We start from the raw sequence: 16,827 nt of genomic DNA on the forward strand, positions 1-16,827 counted from the left end.
TATGGCAGTTTATAGACCAGTACACGTTTCATTTTGGCAGGATTCATTTGTTTTAGATCTTACACCGGAGGAGAAGTATTTCTACTTATATTTGATGACAAATAGTAAGACATCTCAATCAGGAATCTATGAGCTTCCACTTCGCATCATTGAAACGGATACAGGATATAACCGTGAAACTGTTATGAAGCTATTAGAACGTTTTGTTGAGTATGGAAAAATTAATTACAACCAAAAAACAAAAGAGTTGTTCTTAATCAACTGGTTGAAATTCAATCCAATTAAAAATGTAAACATTGAAAAGTGTGTCTTAAAAGAGATTCAATCTGTGAAGGACCAGGATTTTTTAGTTGATTTCTATGAAACCTGTTTGCAATTAGAACGTGAACAAGATTTCAAAATCCCTCGTATTAAGGAGTATTTATCAATCCGTTTGGAGGGGCTTATAAGGGGCTTCCAAGACCCTAGCAAGGAAGAAGAAAAAGAAAAAGAAAAAGAAAAAGAACAACAACAAGAAGAACGCGCAAGCGCGGAAGAAGTTGTTGAGGTTAATCCAATTTCTTTTTACGAGCAAAACTTCGGACTGATTACACCTTTTATTGCAGACGGTATTCATGCATGGATAGATGATTTAAATGCAGAGCTTGTTGTAAAAGCTATGGAAATCGCTTTAGAGAAAAATACAAGAAACATGAACTACGTAAATACGATTTTAAGAGATTGGCATCTTAAGGGATTGAAAACAATAACGGACGTTGAAACAGCTGATAAAGCATTTCGTGATCAACGATTAGCAAAGGGACAGCAGCAAACTCAAGCACCTTATCAAAATAAAGGTTTATCAGCATCTACTCAAAACGTATTACAGCAGCAACAAGCGTGGGAGCAGAACATTCCAACAGAAGAAGAACTTGCAGTACTTAATCAACAGAATGCATGGTTGGCCAAATGAGCAACGATATGATTCGTAACGTAGAAGCTGAACAAAGTGTTTTAGGTAGCATTATCCAAGAAGGTGATTTAATTAAAGATTGTCAGCTAAAGGTAAAACAGTTTTCTTCACCTACGCACCAAGTGATTTTTAAGACGATGAGAGAATTAGAGGATGCCGAGGTTCCGATAGATCTTGTTGCTCTCATGGGGAAATTTGAAGACAGTTTTATGAATCAAATTGGTGGTATTGCGTTCTTTGTAAACTTAACTGAAGTTGTTCCAACTACTAAAAATTTCTCGTATCACGAAGGGTTAATTATTGAATCTTGGAAAATGAGACATGCTCAAGAGGTTGCTGGTAATTTATATAATCGTCTTCAGCAAGAAAGAGATATGAGCGCTATTAGTACTTCGATTGATGAGTTAAGCGCCATTGAGGAAACAGGTTATTCAGATGAATTTAACTTGAAAGAAACACTTGTTGATTTGTATAAGAATATGCAAGTTGATGTAGGTGATTTAACTGGGATACCAACTGGTTATGACGATTTAAACAGAATGACAGCAGGATTACAAGAAGGTGATTTAATCATAATTGGTGCTCGTCCTTCGATGGGGAAAACAGCATTTGTATTAAACGTCGCTTTTCATGCAGCAAGTGCTCATACAGCAACAGGAATCTTCTCGCTCGAGATGGGGGAAGAACAGCTACTTAAACGTATGATTTCGAGTACTGGAAATATAGATGCTACGAAATTAAAGAATCCTAAAAAACTATGTAATTTAAAGGATTGGGAAAAGATTAGTCAAGCGATGGGATTAATTAATGATTTGCCATTAGAAATTTACGATAAAGCAAATGTAACGATGCAAGAGATTTATGCAAAGGCTAGGAAATTAAAGCGTAAGTACCCTGATAAAAAGGTGTTAATCGCAATTGATTATTTGCAGCTTATTGTGGGAGATCCAAAGCATAGAGGGAACCGCATGCAAGAAATAGGTGAGATTAGTCGTAAGTTAAAACTGATGGCAAGAGAATTAAATGTATGTGTAGTTGCATTATCACAGTTAAGTCGTGCAGTAGAAAGTAGGCAAGATAAGAGACCATTGCTATCAGATTTACGTGAGAATGGTCAAATTGAGCAAGATGCGGATTTAATAGCATTCTTATACCGTGAAGATTACTATGATCGTGAAACGGAAAATAAAAACATAACGGAAATTATTTTAGCGAAACAGAGGAACGGTCCAGTTGGTGTTGTTGAACTAGCATTTATTAAAGAATTTAGTAAGTTTGTAAATTTAGAGAGAAAGTTTATCCATCAACAGGAGGCTTAATCATGTTGTTACATCAGGAAGTAGAACGTAGAAAACTAATAATCATTCGTAAATTATTGGGCTTAGGATTAGCTGAAATTAACGGACAAACATTAGATCAATTAACGTTAATGCAGCTTGAAGGGATTCTAATAGCAAGTTTGCAGGTATTGGAGGGGAAAAACAATGCCAAAGCAATTAACAATTTTTGACGTGGAACCAGTTTTATCATTTAATCCTAAGAAAGCTCATATTCACCGTTTGAATTCAAGATTACGGTATGCAGATGTGGTTGTGCAAATACCACGTCAAGCCAAAGCAATTGATGAATTAAAACCGACAACAGCGCCTGATGAGCGCTATGAGTTGTTTGAAGATTACGTAATAGGGATTTGGCGTTACAAAAGAGCGGAGGATAAACAATGTGTATGGGAAGAGGCTGAAAAAATGTGTAAGCAAGCAAGGGATGAAAAAAAGCCGATTCCAATACGGCTCCATTTGTCACTTGAACAATCATTTGTTCCAGAAAATGTTGTGCGATATCTATAGACAAATAAAAAAAGTTGAGATCACTCTCAACTTACTTCGACAAAGTAATTATAACATATGGGAGTGATCTTGGTGGGAATTAGAAAAGAAAATCTTGTTGAAATGACAGCTGAAATAGATTTGAAAACAAACGGAATATATATTGTTAAAAATGGTCAGGTTCAGCTAATAGAACCACCTCAAGGTGGATTTGGTGAACAATCATTTGTATATCAAAGTGGGAAAGTAATTCGTATGGAAGAACGAAAAACACAGTTATTATAATCAAATTTGAATTTTATTAAGAAATGGGGGAATGGGATATGAACAAACGATTACAGGAAGTGAAAGAAAATGTCACAAACATAGCAGATCATGCAATTTGTATGACGAAGTTTGATTATGATTGGTTAATTGAACAAGTTCGGAATTCAAATTTAGAAATAGATGATTGGAAACAAAGTCATGATAAGGTCGCAAGAGCATTAGAAAAGAGTGAATGTGAACACCTTGAAACCATGAACCTATTACATGATACGAATAATATGAGAACTGAAGTTAAATGGTTTGCTGAACAGATGGAAAGCAAGTTGCAGGAGAATGACCATAAAGGCGGTTGGCAAGATTGTGATTGCTATTGGCTTCTCAATAGAGCAATAAAAGAGTGCGTGGAGTTATCGCGTGAATTGGATGCTCATAGAGATTTAGGTGACAACAAGGAGAAAATTATTAAAGAATGCTCAGATGTTGCCAATTTCGTAATGATGATTGCGGATAAGGTGCGTAAAAACTAAACAAAAGCGTTATTTGAATAGAAAAGGGGCAAGCAAAGATAAAATAAGACCGCTCCTTTTATAGGAACGGTCGTACAAATATCATGTGCTGGAGGTCGCTCCAAATGGCATAAGATGTTTTCTCTAAAAAGTATGGACAAGAAGTTTTACGATTATACGTAAAAAACGGCAGGCAACTAATTAAGTTACCCACCTGTTCTCAAGTGGTACGGAGGAGAGAGCTCCGTTTTGAAAGAGTACAGCCGTGGGAAATCGGCTTGCAGATAGTATGTACGATATAAAAAAGATTATTCGTAAAGTGAAATATGAATGATTTTTTAATGAAAATATTATTTTGTAAATGAAAAAATAGGAGTGCTTGACCAAAGCACCCCCATGACGCTAACAACAACACCCTATAAAAATATATGCTCGTGTTGCCTAAAAATGATTTTTATAATGAAAATTTAAACAAAATAGTTATTGTGTGATGAAAAAATTAAAGAACCTGTTAGTACTAACAGGTTCTGTGTACAAGGAGTTCAAGGAATACAAGGAAACCGGTCCAGAGAAACCTGTGTATTTCTTGGCTTAATAGTAATGTATTCAAAATAAGCAAAAAAATGAATGAAAGTTAAACAAAAGTTTTTTATGACCAAAAATAAAATAACCCACTATTTAAAGTAGGTTATTTCAATGAGGTGTGCAAGGAATTCAAGGAAACTGGACCAGAGAAACCTGTGAAATTCCTTGTGATAATAATGTATGCAAAGGAATCAATAAGGTTGATGAATTTTAAACAAAATTCTTATTTAATAAAAAAATCGTGTACAAAAAATGTACACGATTATATAGAAACTATGTCTTGCGTGCTCATTGCATTCTATGTTTATTGTATGTAAAACGTGATACATTGCAATACATTAAAAGAGCACTTTTGACAGTGCTCTCTGACCAAAACTAACTGCTTGTTGTACAAAAGAAACGCTGCGCTTACAGAAATAGTTTGTAACTTTAAGTTACAAAAATAGTATGAACAGGGTTGAAAATGTTATTCGGAAATGAAAGAAAATAAAAAAGAGCACCATGCATAAGTGCTCTTTAAGATAGGAGGTAACACTTTGAGCTGGATGTTTAGGTTAAAAGTATATGATGTAGAAAAGAAATAAGACCTAAAACTTATTTTTAACTAAATACAAAAGAGCAGCTAGCATAGGCTAACTGCTATAAGAACATTACATCCACGAATTTAAGGAGTATAAATATTTCGTGAGTTTTGTATAGTATGGATAAAAATATCAAGTTTATGTAATGAAAATTAAAATAGAGCAGTCATTTGCATTAACTGCTCCATTCGATACAACCTGGGTAAGAAGCAGATTGTATTGTGATTATGATTAGCAGGATATTGAATTTTATGCAGTTCTTTAACAAAATCCTTATTTAATAAAAAAATCGCGTACAAAAAATGTACACGATTATATAGAAACTATGTCTTGCGTGCTCATTGCATTCTATGTTTATTGTATGTAAAACGTGATACATCTAAATAACTTAAAAGAGCACTTTTAAAAGTGCTCTTAAGACCAAGACTCTTATTGTAAAAGAGTACATGATAATATATGTACCTTTTTCTAAGAATGTGAATCGTTTAACCAGAATTTTTACATGAAAACTAAAGAGCGCTGATCGAGAGCGCTCCTTATGTCTCATTATAACGAAAGTGACGAGCTCACATTATATAGAAAGGCAATATTATTGTATGCCAAAGTATGAGATTAGTGAATGGGTTTAGACAAAATCGTTAATTGGTTAGAGGTGAAGAATCTTGAACTACTATGAAATGGGATTAGAAATTGCTGCAATATGGTTGTCACTTGATATGCGTAGCGGGCAAATAACAGATAACTATAGAGATAACGTTCATTGTAAGAATCTAAACGAAAAGGATTTAGAGTGGGTAGTTAATATGGCGAAAGAACGGTTAAAAAATAAAAACTAAACAAAAACGCTATTTTAATTTTAAACAAAAGAACAGCCAGCAAAAGCTAACTGCCTCGTTTTGGAGGAAAATCAATTGTTACAGACTGGCATATTCAAAGTATGTACAGAAATTGGAGATTTATTCAGACATAACTAAAAAGAGCACTTTTAAGTAGTGCTCTTAGTAAGTTAGTTCTGAGAGAGTAGTGTTGTACACAGGATAATATATGTGAGTTATTCATTGTTGTGCAAATTTCTAATAAAAATTTCATTTTGTATTAAGTTGGAATATAAAAAGGGCACTTAGTAAAGTGCCCTCGTGACGAGACCCATTTTATAACGACTATTTTATAAAGAAAGGAACTCAGAATATTATATGTGCGCCAGTTAATTGAGTACCTTGTACAAATAAAGAGCAGCTAGCAAAAGCTAACTGCCTAATACAAGGAGATACAGAGAAGGCTACTTTAAATGAGTGTTGGCATACAGCCTACATACAGTATTGACCGAATATTTATTTTAAATCCAATTTATTTAAAGTAAACATCCCAACAGATAAAATAGCTGCGCCGGCTGCAGAACCTAGCCAATCTCTCCAGCCTAATTTATTTAAAGGTGTATCTGTTAGATCCATAATTAAGAAGACAGCAAACATAAATACACCGAATGCTAAGCATCCCCAAAATGTTTGTAAAGATTTAATTATCTTCTTTCTGAACTTGTTCATATAAATCACCCTTACCAATACTTTGTATTTTTATAAATAAATTATTGCATGTATGAAAATTGAAAGTACTGAATATGCAATATTGCATATTGGAACTTAACAAAATAATCCTTTTGATTTAAAAATATTAATCATTCTCATAAATTCTTGGTATTAAATTGTTAGATCGAATATTCCGGATAAAAAAATTAAATCGTCTAATAATATATTAGACAATTTGTGTCAAGGAAAAGTAAGAGCTTAGCTTATATTAAAAAGGAAGGGGGATTTTATGGCACTATCTATGAGAAATGTAACTAGAGCGGCATCGACAGCGGTAGACCGGGTAGCAGAAGCAGCGGCAGCGGCTGAAAGAGCAGTTAGAGAAGAGGCAGCTAGAGCGGCAGAGAGGGCAGCAGCAGAAGCAAAAGTAGCAGCAGAGGAATTGGCTAAACAGGCTGAAGAAGAAGCGAAGAAGCAAGCCGAAGCATTAGCTGAACAGGCAAGGAAAGCTGAAGAAGCAGCAAGAAAAGCGGCGGAAGCGATACAAGCAGCTAAGGAGGAAGCAGAACGTTTAGCCATAGAGGCAGCACAAAAAGCAGCGGAAGAACTAAAAAAACAAGCGGAAGCTGTTGTGAAAAATCAAATTCAACAGACTCTAAATTCAGTTGTGGGGGATATAGAGCAGTTTACTGAAACAGGTCAACAATTTGTAAGACAGTTACAGGATGAAATACAGAATTTAATTGAATTAGCTAATATTGATGCATTAAAAAGAAAACTGCTAAGCAAAGCGGAAGAATTAAGTGAGGAATATTTAAATAACAAAGTTCAGCCACTTGCTGAACCAATTCAATTAGGAGCAGTATCAGATGTGAAGTTGGATTTATTAACCACAGAAATAAAAGTGGATGTGTACGTATATTTTATGCTTTTAGAGAATAAAGATAAGGATCCAGGTGAAAATGCTATTGCTGTATTAACAACTGAAGTGCAGCAAAGTATTACGAAATTAAAACTTCCTGATGTGCAGGTACAGTTTACATTTAATAAAGATAGATTGGAAGCGAATCTACAAGAAATGATTCAAGAAAAAATTGAGAAAGAAAAAGAAGCATTAATTAAAGGATTTTTGATGACGTTTTTCTCAGATTATGTTGCGGTTTTTGAAAAGATTATGGCATACCTTCCTAAATGATAAATCAATGAATGAATGAAACAGAGGTTAACACTAAATCTTATGTGAAGAAAAAGACGATTGTTCGTCCTACAAAAGTTATAAAAGCTGCTGAGAAAGAATCATCAAATCATAGATATAAATTGCAGGGGGATATTTTAAAGGTAATAAAAACAGTATATAGTCCGGCTAGAAAACTAGAGGACACCAATTTTTAGAGCAGCAATTAAAGCTGCTTTAAGGATGGTGTCCTTTTTATTTTGAAAAGGGAGATGGGGAGAATGAAAGCGCTAAGAGATCAATTACGGGAATGGAAAAAGAAATCCAAGCAAGGAAAGAAGAAAAATAAGAAAAAATCAAAAGAGAAATTAAGTACTCGTGAAATCGAGGATTTAATGAGGATGCATAGACCTTGTTATGAACGAAGACGCGGAGCATTAAGACAAAAGTAATTTAAAAATAAAAAGGAGTGGTCTTACATGACTAAACAATTATCTTTCTTACCAAAAATTGATAGAACAGCAACACAAGAGGAATTAGAAGGTGTGTTGGAAAGCGTACGTATACATAGACAATTTGGGATGATGCGTAAAGAAATGAAAGTCACTCCTTCTTATGAAGTACGTGAGCATGGTCCTACACATACAGTTGGAAAACCATTAGAAGATGTTGCTATGGCAAATATTCAACAAAGTAAACGAGAAGAGTGGCTTGAAAGAATGTCAGTACGTATTGATCAGTTTCTAAATCGATTAGGGAACGGACGTGCAGGAAGCATTCAAAGAGATATTATTTATAAACGTTATTTAGAAGAAGAGGACGTATGTGATTACATGGTTTACAACGAAATAGGGATGTCAGAGCGTACTTATCGACGTTGGAAGTCTAAAGCATTTTATAAGCTTGCTTTTGCGCTTGGATTAGAAGTTTACGAGACAGAAGAGACTGGAGGTAATGAATAATGAATTTTGTTCAGCCAATACGTAATCCAGAAGAAATACAGCAGCTAAAAGAGTATTTTAAAGAAAAGAGTTTACGTAATTACATTCTCTTCATTATGGGAATCAATACAGGCCTGAGAATCTCGGACATTTTGAAATTGAAGGTAGGAGATGTCAAAGGTAGTCATATATCTATGAGAGAAAAGAAAACAGGGAAGCAAAAAAGAATACAAATTACAGCAGCATTGAAAAGAGAACTGAAATGGTTTATTGAAGAAAGAGAAGACAATGAGTATTTATTACAAAGTAGACAAGGTAGGAATCGTCCAATTGGTCGTAGCATGGCATATAAGATATTAAGTGGAGCGGCGGCGGAGTTCGGATTAGATGAAATAGGAACACATACGCTGAGAAAGACGTACGGTTACCATATGTACATGCAAACGAAAAACATAGCATTACTCATGGAGATATTCAATCACTCGTCAGAGAAGGTCACACTACGCTATATAGGTGTAAACCAAGATGCAATGGATAAAGCAATGACTAGGTTTAAAATCTAAGCGTTGCTTTTTCTTTTTAAATCTATACAGTTACTCATAAATTTCGTACTGTGTAACTCAAAAGAGAAAGTGAAACCAAATCAATGATAGCAAGGGATTCAGCAAAGGTGTCAGTTACACACAATATAAGATATGGGTAAGTGAAGCAACGGCATAAAACAAAAGCATGATTTATCAAATGGACGTAAAGATTCATTATCATCAAGTTAAGAAATTCATTGTTTCCAATTAATAGTATCCGTTTTTATGTAGTTGTTATTGATTTTGAAAAAATAAAAAATCGCCTCATTAAAGGCGATTCATAGTTTATTCATTTTGCATTCTTTTGATAAGTAAGTATCTTTTAAATACAATGTTCTATATTAACGTCTTTCTGGTTCTTTTTCTTTTCTTCTAAGACCAAATAAACCTGCTAGTCCTAATAAACCAAGCCACGCCCAATTATTATTATCATCACGATCATTGTTCAAATCATTTGTTGTATTCACATTTCGAGTTCTAGTATCATTATTAACTCTATTCATGTCATTGTCATTAACTCGAGTTGTAATATTATTATTATTAACTCTATCCATATTATTTCCATCGTATTCAGCATGAACATTGGTACCAAAAACCATAATAGTTAGTAATAGAGCACTTAAAATAGATGAGAATTTTTTCTTCATAGTTTTTCCCTCCTTTCATATTCAGTAATGTCTCCAGTTTCTTTAGACAATATTCGTTTGAAAATATATAAAACCATTTGAATTGAAATTATGATAAACATCTTTAATTTTTATTATTAAAAGTACTTATAATAATGGATTAAGTTAATTGAAATGTATTTATTATTTATAAGAATAAATTTTTGGTAACGGTACATTCTATGAGGGAAAATTACTATATTTGGGTAAGGTGTTCCGTATGAGTTATAAGAACTTATTTTCTTCAATCCAGAACATGGTTAGGAAAATTTTTTCTATAGTAAGTATTGTTGCTAAAAGTTTAATTTCTTTAAGGAGGAATATTTTTATGGGTATTTTAAGTGGAAATCCACAAAATGAACCAATGCACTACGGAGAAGTCTTTGGGATTTGGAGTTATCTTGCAGCAGCACAAGGCACAATTGCTGGATATCAAGTTCTTATTAACCACACAGGGGACGAGGATTTAAAGGAATTTTTAGAAAACCTTGTAGAGAATGGTATCCAATCAGAGGTTGAAGAATTAAAAAATTTATTAAAATTAAATGGAGTTGCATTACCACCAGCACCTCCAGAAAGACCGGTTGCATCTATTGAAACGATTCCTCCTGGTGCTCGTATTAATGATGCGGAAATTGCAGCTAAAGTTTCTATGGATCTTGCTGCTGGGTTAGTAGCATGTAGTCAAGCTATGGGACAATCTCTTCGAGAAGATGTTGGAATGATGTTTGGTCAATTTCATATGAAAAAAGCACAAGCTGGAGCTATATTACTTCGTCTGAATAAGAAAAAAGGTTGGATTATTCCGCCTCCATTACATGTTCTACAATCAGATCAAGCATAATACCTAAATAAAATTTAATCTATTCTTTATGACTGTTGCAGTGAGGTTGTCTAGGGAAATAAAGGCTATTAGTAAATTGAAATAAGTGGCAGAGTTGTGACCGCTTTTTGGCAGTAAATATGCCGGTTGTTTTGGAATCAGCGTGCTATATTTGTATTGTGAGAAGTGGCGGAAAACATAACTCATAAAGATTTCTTTATAATCTATATGTTGTCTAAACGGTTTCATAATGACGGCACATAAAATCCGAAACCAGCAGATGGTAATGATTGAATGATACCGTTATTAAGGAGAGCTTTTGCTCTTCTTTGAGCTAACAACATCCTATGCAGACGGAATGAAGAGACCCGATAAGTCGGACAAGATTTTCTGTTGTGATTGTTAGCTGAAAGAAGAATAAAACTTCACATACCGTAATTCAAAAATAAATAATTAAATGATGACAAAGCATCCATTCGGGTGCTTTTTATTTTGGGGGGAGAATTGATATGGAAGAGTGTAAAGTAAGTCTTAGGTATACTTAGGATTGAACATCATACAATGATACAGAAAGGCCTTACCAAACGTGTTACCAACCCTAATTCATTTTAAAAAGAGCACTCGAACTGAGAAGTGCTCTTTTTTCTTGCACATAAGGGATTTCTAAACATACAATATTGAGTCGATGCTAACCCACACACTCCTTTTCAGAGGGACTTATATTCCGCAATAGAGCTGCGCCATATGAAAAGGAAAAGCATTGCTATGTATTTCATACTCAGAACCTTTCAAGGGTACTTAACAGTGCTCTTTTTTTATTGAACAAAATGGATATTTGAATAGAAAGGATGATATAGGAATGGCTAAAAATAAATTAACTATCAAAGTGGATGCTGATACAACAGAAGCATTAAAACAAATGAGGGAAGTAACTGAAGCTGCTAATGAATGTGTGGCTACGTTGGAGAAGTTAGAAACGGTTACGGGTAAGAGTGAATTGAATGGAATCACAGTAAAAGTTCCTACTGTTTTAGATGGGAAGACAATTAGTGAAGCTGTTTCTAGAATTCAAAGAACAGAAGATAAAATTGTTTCAAAAACATGCTAAGGAAAGGTAGGGGGAATAACGAATGAAACTAACTAAACAAGAACAAGCGGTTGTGATTGGAACATTCATTTCAATGTTAGGACAAGACCTTGTAAACGAACGTATCGATAAACAGAAATTAGAAAGTGTTATCCCAATCTTTAATGAGATGGAAGATAATACAACACCAAAGCAAAAGAGAGAAGCAATGGTTAGTTTGCTGGGTAAAGCGGTGGATGAATTCCTTGATGGTAAGGAGTGAGTATAGATGCAATTAACAAAAATTGAGAAAGCAATCGCTCTTGGTACAATCCTTAATGCTATTGATGAAGACAAGCTTGAAGAGTATGTGGAATTAGAAACATTGCGACCAGTAGTTAAAGTATTAAACAGGTTAAACAAAAGAACAAAGTCGGAAGAAAAGAAAGAAGCTATAACAAGTTTAATTAGTAAGTTGATGGATGATTTATTAAACGACAAGGAGTGAGATAGAATGCTATGGTTATTAGCTTATCTTATTGTAGGTATGGTTTACATTTCTTCTGGGATGCATTCAACTGCACGTAAGTTGTTAAAAGATGATAAAGGTGATCCGAATCAAGAGATGATAACAATTGCAGTAATGTTATTTCTTATTTGTATCTTCACACCTGTGTGGCCAGCGTTAGTAACAATGAGGATTGCTGGTAAGTTTTATAAGAATAAAGTAAAGGAGTGAGAACAAATGGCCAGTGGTTTAAACGGTAGGGTTGCTGCGCTTGGTCTTATACCTATTGATAAGAAAGCATACATCAAATACTTTAAGCCTAATGAGAAAGCGTACAAGAAGTCTGGGATTGATATTAATCGCTTTAAATATTATAAGCTGCATGAACAGGAGCCAATGTTTTACTCTATAGAATATCTTATGCAAACACCAATAAAAGATTTATTGGAAAGGGATAAAGAGAATCAAACACGCTGGATAAAGACAAATGAATGAATATAAAACCAAACAACAGAAGCGTAAGTTCTATGACAGTGGTGAGTGGAAGAGTATACGTGAACAAGTAAAGAAGCGAGACAACTATGAATGCCAAGAATGTAAGCGCAATGGTCGATTACAAACAGACACGAACGAATACAGTGAGAGTGCTAAGCGCAAGAAGATTCAACTCGTTGTCCATCATATAAAAGAACTAGAACATCATCCAGAACTTGCATTAGAAATGGATAATCTCGAAACAGTCTGTGTGGATTGCCATAATAAAGAACATGGTAGAGTATTCAAAAAGAAAATCAACAAATGGGAACACGATGAAAAATGGTAAAAAAGAATCAGCAATAACAATCCCCCCCTTAAAAAATTTCATCAAAAAATGCTCTAAGGGGCACCGGAGGAGGGGGTTAACTGTCAGGTTTTTTTCGGAATTACGCACGTAAGGGGGGTGGGTAGATGGCTGTTAGTATTGTAAGGTTAAAGGAACAGCTTATGAATAGTATTGATACGACAGATTTAGTTGAAGTTGAAAAGGTAGAACGCTATATTGATCTAGTTAAAGCATTTCGAAAAATTAATAAAACGATAACTAAAGAAGGGGAATCCGTAACAATTAAAAATGGAACTCAAGTTTTCGTTAAGGCCCACCCTCTTATAAGTGAGAGGAATAAAATTAACAGTTCTTTAATTGCATTAGGGAGAGATATAAAGTTTGTTGTTAAGAATACTATCCCTAATACAGGTTATAGCAAAAGTGATCTTACATGATTAAGCAAAAGTATGTGGAAGAATATATTGAACTTTATCGAAGTGGGAAAGTAAAGTTCAATAAAGAAAGAGAACTGTTAATTAAATATCTAGAAAAATATGTTTTAAACAGAGACGATTTGTATTTTGATGATGAAATGATTGAGGATTGTATCAACTTTGGTGAGAAGTGGTATTTTCCGTTGCAGCCATTTCAAAAATTCTTAATAGCATTCGTCTTTTTATTTTATAAGAAAAATGGACGTGTGTTTTATCGTAAATTCCTATGGATGCTAGGACGTGGCGGCGGTAAAAACGGTCTGATTTCTGTTATTATTCACTTTTTAATTAGTGAATTACATGGCATTCCAGAGTATAACATTTCAGTTGTAGCGAATAGTGAAGAACAAGCAAAAACAAGCCCTGACGAAGTTCATAAATGTGTGAAGAAGAATGAGGTCTTGAAAAGAGCCTTTAAAACAACGTTAACTCAAACAGTTTCAAAGGCTACTGAAAGTGTACTGAAGTTTAGAACTTCAAATGGAGATACAAAAGATGGTTTGCGTGATGGTGCGGTTGTATTTGATGAAATACATCAATACGAAAGCAATAAAGATGTCCGTGTTCATATCAGTGGTTTAGGGAAAAAGAAAAACCCACGTGAATTTTACATTGGTACAGATGGATATGTTCGTGACGGTTTCTTAGATAAGCAAAAAGAAAAGGCAATGAAGGTATTAAACGGCGAAGCACGTCCAAATGCTGTCTTTCCTTTTATTTGTAAATTGAATGACGAAACTGAAGTAGATAATCTTGATAATTGGGAGCTTGCGAATCCCATGTTATCTAAGCCTTTAAGTGAGTATGCTGAAGGGTTACTTGAAACAATTAAGGAAGAATATGAAGATTTAGAAGACGACCCTAGTAATAGAGAAGAGTTCATGACAAAGCGTATGAACTTACCTGTTACTAATTTAGAACGCTCTGTTGCAAAATGGTCAGAAATTCTTGCTACAAATCGACCGTTTCCAGATTTACACGGACAAGAATGCATTGGATCGTTAGACTTTGCAAGCATTCGAGATTTCGCGGCATGTGGTCTTTTATTTAGACAAACTGGAGAGTATATTTTTAAAACTCATTCCTTTGTACGAAAAGAATTTGTTGATATCTATTATGGATATTCAAAAAAAGCAGGAGAGTTCAAAAAACAGAAGTTTGCGCCAATAAAAGAATGGGAAGAACAAGGCTTGCTAACTGTTGTGGACGAGCCAACTATCAATCCTCAACACATTGTTGATTGGTTTGTAAAAATGCGTGAACAATATGGCATTAAAAAAATTATAGCTGATAACTTCCGAATGGAAGCGATAAGACCTTTATTAGTAGCAGAAGGGTTTGAAATCGAAGTTATACGAAACCCAAAAGCAATTCATAGTTTATTAGCGCCACGGATTGAAATGGCATTTGCAAATGAGCAGATTGTTTTCGGTGATAATCCTCTTATGCGTTGGTATACACAGAATGTATTGGTTGTGATTAAGGGTGACGGAAACAAAATATATGAAAAGAAAGAACCGGTGCGAAGAAAAACTGACGGATTCCAAAGTTTTGTTCATGCTCTTTATCGAGCGGATGAGATACAAGAAGCAACGGACTTCATACTAAGCGATATTAAATTCTAATAAAGGGGGTGATGACCATTGGATGGTTAGGTTCAGTATTTAAAAAAAATAAAGAACTACAATTTATGGTTGATCTGGATTTGATTGCTGATACAGCAAACAGGGTTCATATGAAACGACTAGCAATCGATACATGCGTATCATTCTTAGGAAGGACGATTAGTCAGTCAGAATTCAGAGTAAGAAATGGTAAAGCATTTGAGAAGAATGAACTTTATTATCGATTAAACGTTAGACCAAACAAGAATATGACGGCAAGCACTTTCTGGAAAAGATTTATTCGTAAACTTATTTATGATAATGAATGCTTAGTTATACAAGCAGATGATGGCGATTTGCTTATTGCCGATGGATTTCAACATAATGAGTATGCTGTGTATGAAGATACTTTTACTGATGTAATAGTAAAAGACTACACGTTTAAGAGAAGTTTTAAGCAAAGTGAGGTTATTCATTTAAAGTATCGAAATGATAAATTGTCTCCGCTTATTGATGGAGTATTTGCAGATTATGGGGACTTATTTAGTAGGATATTAAACTCACAAAAACGTAAAAATCAAGTTCGTGGCACGGTCGATATGGATATGATTGGTGCCAAAACAGAAGAACAAATAGAGAAGTTACAAGAGTTTATCGACAATATGTATAAGGCGATTGGTACGAAAGATATCGCTATTGTTCCACAACAAAAGGGTATTAATTATAACGAAATATATAATGGTGTTGCGAATGGGCCGAGTGTGGAAGAAATAAACAAAGTAACCAGTGGTTTTTTAAATCAAGTAGCAATGGCCATCGGTATTCCGACAGCTTTATTATATGGAGAAATGGCTGATGTAGAGAAGCAAACGAAAAATTATATGCTTTTCACAGTAAGACCATTATTAAAAAAGCTATCTGATGAAGCGAATGTTAAATTCTTTGAAATGAATGAATATCTTTCAGGACAAAAGATTATAGTTAAGGCTGTTTCTTATCAGAGTATATTTGACCTTGCAACAAGTATTGATAAGCTTATTTCTTCAAGTGCATTTACAGGAAATGAGATTCGTTCAGAAGTAGATTATGAAGATTCTAATGATCCGAACTTAAATATCCATCATATTACGAAGAACTATAAGAAACTAAATGAATCTGAAGGAGGTGAGAAATGATGGAACATTTGAACATGAATAAGCTTTTAAATTTAAAACGAGATATTCGTTTTGAGGCAAAAGGTGAAAATGAGTACAAGTTAACTGTTTATGGGGCAATCGGTGGATGGTTTAGTGAAAATAACGCTGAATCAGTAAGAAGAAAAATTCAAGATGTAAAAGCAGAAAAAATTCACGTTCATATTAATTCGGGTGGAGGTTCAGCGTTTGATGGTGTAGCAATTTGTAATCAGTTAAAGCAGCATGATGCCGAAATTATAGTTCATATTGATGGTTGGGCAGCAAGTGCCGCATCTGTAATTGCAATGGCAGGTGATAAAATCATTATGCCTAGTAATACTATGATGATGATTCATCAAGCGAGTACCTTTGAATATGGAAATGCAGATCTATTTGAAAAAACAGCACGAGATCTACGGAAGATTGATTCAGCTTTAGCAGCATCTTATAAGAAACGTTTTGTTGGAACAGATGAAGAATTAAAACAACTTTTAAAAGATGAAACTTGGCTAACGGCAGAGGAAGCAGTTGCTCTTGGTTTAGCTGATGAAATTGCTGATGAAATTGAAATAGATGATACGCAGGAAGAGGAAGAAGAGGAAGTTGTAGAAAATTTTAAAGAAGATTTAGTAGCTAAGTATACGAAACAGCCAAATAATCAAAAACCAAAAGAGCTTATTCAAGAGCCTGTTAAAACAAAACAGAATCTGAGTACGCTCTTTTTAAACTTAGGAGGAAAATAAAT

At 34.3% G+C, this 16,827-nt stretch carries 24 protein-coding genes; 22 read left to right on the top strand and 2 right to left on the bottom strand.

All coding sequences use genetic code 11. From position 1 onward, the window contains the following. The first annotated feature begins 1 nt into the window (after nucleotide 1). The 7 genes from QCI46_RS08420 (at nucleotide 2) to QCI46_RS08450 (ending at nucleotide 5,553) form a co-directional block, all read left to right on the top strand. Nucleotides 2-952: a DnaD domain-containing protein gene (locus QCI46_RS08420; RefSeq protein WP_353839925.1), complete on the top strand. Its 951-nt coding sequence runs from the start codon at nucleotides 2-4 to the stop codon at nucleotides 950-952. Next, on the top strand, nucleotides 949-2,271 hold the full coding sequence (gene dnaB / locus QCI46_RS08425; RefSeq protein WP_353839926.1) for a replicative DNA helicase: 1,323 nt from the start codon (nucleotides 949-951) through the stop codon (nucleotides 2,269-2,271). The genes QCI46_RS08420 and dnaB overlap by 4 nt, the downstream gene beginning before the upstream one ends. 2 nt (nucleotides 2,272-2,273) lie before the next feature. Then, nucleotides 2,274-2,462 (top strand): hypothetical protein, encoded by a 189-nt coding sequence (locus QCI46_RS08430; RefSeq protein ID WP_353839927.1) that lies wholly within the window; start codon nucleotides 2,274-2,276, stop codon nucleotides 2,460-2,462. Then, nucleotides 2,437-2,799 carry a cell division protein SepF gene (locus QCI46_RS08435; RefSeq protein ID WP_353839928.1) on the top strand — a complete coding sequence of 121 codons (363 nt, stop codon included), beginning with the start codon at nucleotides 2,437-2,439 and terminating at the stop codon, nucleotides 2,797-2,799. The genes QCI46_RS08430 and QCI46_RS08435 overlap by 26 nt, the downstream gene beginning before the upstream one ends. A 72-nt stretch (nucleotides 2,800-2,871) precedes the next feature. Beyond that, complete coding sequence (locus tag QCI46_RS08440; RefSeq protein WP_016077319.1) at nucleotides 2,872-3,063, top strand: DUF3954 domain-containing protein; 192 nt, start codon at nucleotides 2,872-2,874, stop codon at nucleotides 3,061-3,063. Between the two features lie 38 nt (nucleotides 3,064-3,101). After that, nucleotides 3,102-3,572 carry a hypothetical protein gene (locus QCI46_RS08445; protein ID WP_353839929.1) on the top strand — a complete coding sequence of 157 codons (471 nt, stop codon included), beginning with the start codon at nucleotides 3,102-3,104 and terminating at the stop codon, nucleotides 3,570-3,572. Nucleotides 3,573-5,379: 1,807 nt separating this feature from the next. Continuing rightward, nucleotides 5,380-5,553, top strand: coding sequence for a hypothetical protein (locus tag QCI46_RS08450; protein WP_353839930.1), 174 nt, complete (start codon nucleotides 5,380-5,382; stop codon nucleotides 5,551-5,553). Between the two features lie 495 nt (nucleotides 5,554-6,048). Here the strand turns inward: QCI46_RS08450 and QCI46_RS08455 are convergent, their stop codons facing one another. Next, nucleotides 6,049-6,261: a hypothetical protein gene (locus QCI46_RS08455; protein WP_353839931.1), complete on the bottom strand. Its 213-nt coding sequence runs from the start codon at nucleotides 6,259-6,261 to the stop codon at nucleotides 6,049-6,051. Nucleotides 6,262-6,532: 271 nt separating this feature from the next. On the opposite strand from QCI46_RS08455, the gene QCI46_RS08460 reads away from it, so the two are divergent. The 4 genes from QCI46_RS08460 to QCI46_RS08475 all read left to right on the top strand — a co-directional run bounded on the left by QCI46_RS08460 (nucleotide 6,533) and on the right by QCI46_RS08475 (nucleotide 8,921). After that, entirely contained in the window at nucleotides 6,533-7,438 is a 906-nt protein-coding gene (locus QCI46_RS08460) for a hypothetical protein (protein ID WP_353839932.1), read from the top strand. Between the two features lie 260 nt (nucleotides 7,439-7,698). Then, nucleotides 7,699-7,869, top strand: a complete 171-nt coding sequence (locus tag QCI46_RS08465; protein ID WP_353839933.1) for a hypothetical protein — start codon at nucleotides 7,699-7,701, stop codon at nucleotides 7,867-7,869. Nucleotides 7,870-7,896: 27 nt separating this feature from the next. Next, the gene (locus tag QCI46_RS08470; protein ID WP_000166190.1) at nucleotides 7,897-8,379 is read left to right on the top strand and encodes an ArpU family phage packaging/lysis transcriptional regulator; all 483 of its coding nucleotides are present in this window, start codon (nucleotides 7,897-7,899) and stop codon (nucleotides 8,377-8,379) included. Further along, entirely contained in the window at nucleotides 8,379-8,921 is a 543-nt protein-coding gene (locus QCI46_RS08475) for a site-specific integrase (RefSeq protein WP_050842997.1), read from the top strand. The genes QCI46_RS08470 and QCI46_RS08475 overlap by 1 nt, the downstream gene beginning before the upstream one ends. A 362-nt stretch (nucleotides 8,922-9,283) precedes the next feature. Here the strand turns inward: QCI46_RS08475 and QCI46_RS08480 are convergent, their stop codons facing one another. Beyond that, complete coding sequence (locus QCI46_RS08480) at nucleotides 9,284-9,589, bottom strand: WGxxGxxG family protein (RefSeq protein WP_106383370.1); 306 nt, start codon at nucleotides 9,587-9,589, stop codon at nucleotides 9,284-9,286. Between the two features lie 346 nt (nucleotides 9,590-9,935). Between QCI46_RS08480 and QCI46_RS08485 the strand changes: the two genes are divergently transcribed. From QCI46_RS08485 to QCI46_RS08535, 11 genes are all read left to right on the top strand, one after another. Next, the gene (locus QCI46_RS08485; RefSeq protein WP_106383369.1) at nucleotides 9,936-10,451 is read left to right on the top strand and encodes a DUF3231 family protein; all 516 of its coding nucleotides are present in this window, start codon (nucleotides 9,936-9,938) and stop codon (nucleotides 10,449-10,451) included. 838 nt (nucleotides 10,452-11,289) lie between these two features. After that, nucleotides 11,290-11,538, top strand: coding sequence for a hypothetical protein (locus QCI46_RS08490; protein WP_106383368.1), 249 nt, complete (start codon nucleotides 11,290-11,292; stop codon nucleotides 11,536-11,538). A 22-nt stretch (nucleotides 11,539-11,560) separates the two neighbouring features. Next, nucleotides 11,561-11,779 carry a hypothetical protein gene (locus QCI46_RS08495; RefSeq protein ID WP_106383367.1) on the top strand — a complete coding sequence of 73 codons (219 nt, stop codon included), beginning with the start codon at nucleotides 11,561-11,563 and terminating at the stop codon, nucleotides 11,777-11,779. A gap of 6 nt (nucleotides 11,780-11,785) precedes the next feature. Continuing rightward, nucleotides 11,786-12,004 (top strand): hypothetical protein, encoded by a 219-nt coding sequence (locus QCI46_RS08500; protein WP_106383366.1) that lies wholly within the window; start codon nucleotides 11,786-11,788, stop codon nucleotides 12,002-12,004. 6 nt (nucleotides 12,005-12,010) lie between these two features. Beyond that, a complete protein-coding gene (locus QCI46_RS08505) occupies nucleotides 12,011-12,235 on the top strand; it encodes a hypothetical protein (RefSeq protein ID WP_106383365.1) in 225 nt (74 codons plus the stop codon). A 6-nt stretch (nucleotides 12,236-12,241) separates the two neighbouring features. Beyond that, a complete protein-coding gene (locus QCI46_RS08510) occupies nucleotides 12,242-12,499 on the top strand; it encodes a hydrolase (RefSeq protein ID WP_353839934.1) in 258 nt (85 codons plus the stop codon). After that, the gene (locus QCI46_RS08515; protein ID WP_353839935.1) at nucleotides 12,492-12,827 is read left to right on the top strand and encodes an HNH endonuclease; all 336 of its coding nucleotides are present in this window, start codon (nucleotides 12,492-12,494) and stop codon (nucleotides 12,825-12,827) included. Before QCI46_RS08510 ends, QCI46_RS08515 begins: the two co-directional genes overlap by 8 nt. Before the next feature lie 125 nt (nucleotides 12,828-12,952). Next, nucleotides 12,953-13,264, top strand: coding sequence for a P27 family phage terminase small subunit (locus QCI46_RS08520; protein WP_002128755.1), 312 nt, complete (start codon nucleotides 12,953-12,955; stop codon nucleotides 13,262-13,264). Further along, on the top strand, nucleotides 13,261-14,928 hold the full coding sequence (locus QCI46_RS08525) for a terminase large subunit domain-containing protein (RefSeq protein ID WP_353839936.1): 1,668 nt from the start codon (nucleotides 13,261-13,263) through the stop codon (nucleotides 14,926-14,928). Before QCI46_RS08520 ends, QCI46_RS08525 begins: the two co-directional genes overlap by 4 nt. An 11-nt stretch (nucleotides 14,929-14,939) precedes the next feature. Continuing rightward, complete coding sequence (locus QCI46_RS08530; protein ID WP_483299014.1) at nucleotides 14,940-16,082, top strand: phage portal protein; 1,143 nt, start codon at nucleotides 14,940-14,942, stop codon at nucleotides 16,080-16,082. Next, on the top strand, nucleotides 16,082-16,825 hold the full coding sequence (locus QCI46_RS08535) for a head maturation protease, ClpP-related (protein ID WP_353841849.1): 744 nt from the start codon (nucleotides 16,082-16,084) through the stop codon (nucleotides 16,823-16,825). The genes QCI46_RS08530 and QCI46_RS08535 overlap by 1 nt, the downstream gene beginning before the upstream one ends. Nucleotides 16,826-16,827: the final 2 nt, after the last annotated feature.

It is taken from the genome of Bacillus cereus group sp. RP32 (genome assembly GCF_040459735.1).
In the GTDB taxonomy this organism is placed as follows: Bacteria; Bacillota; Bacilli; order Bacillales; family Bacillaceae_G; genus Bacillus_A; species Bacillus_A wiedmannii.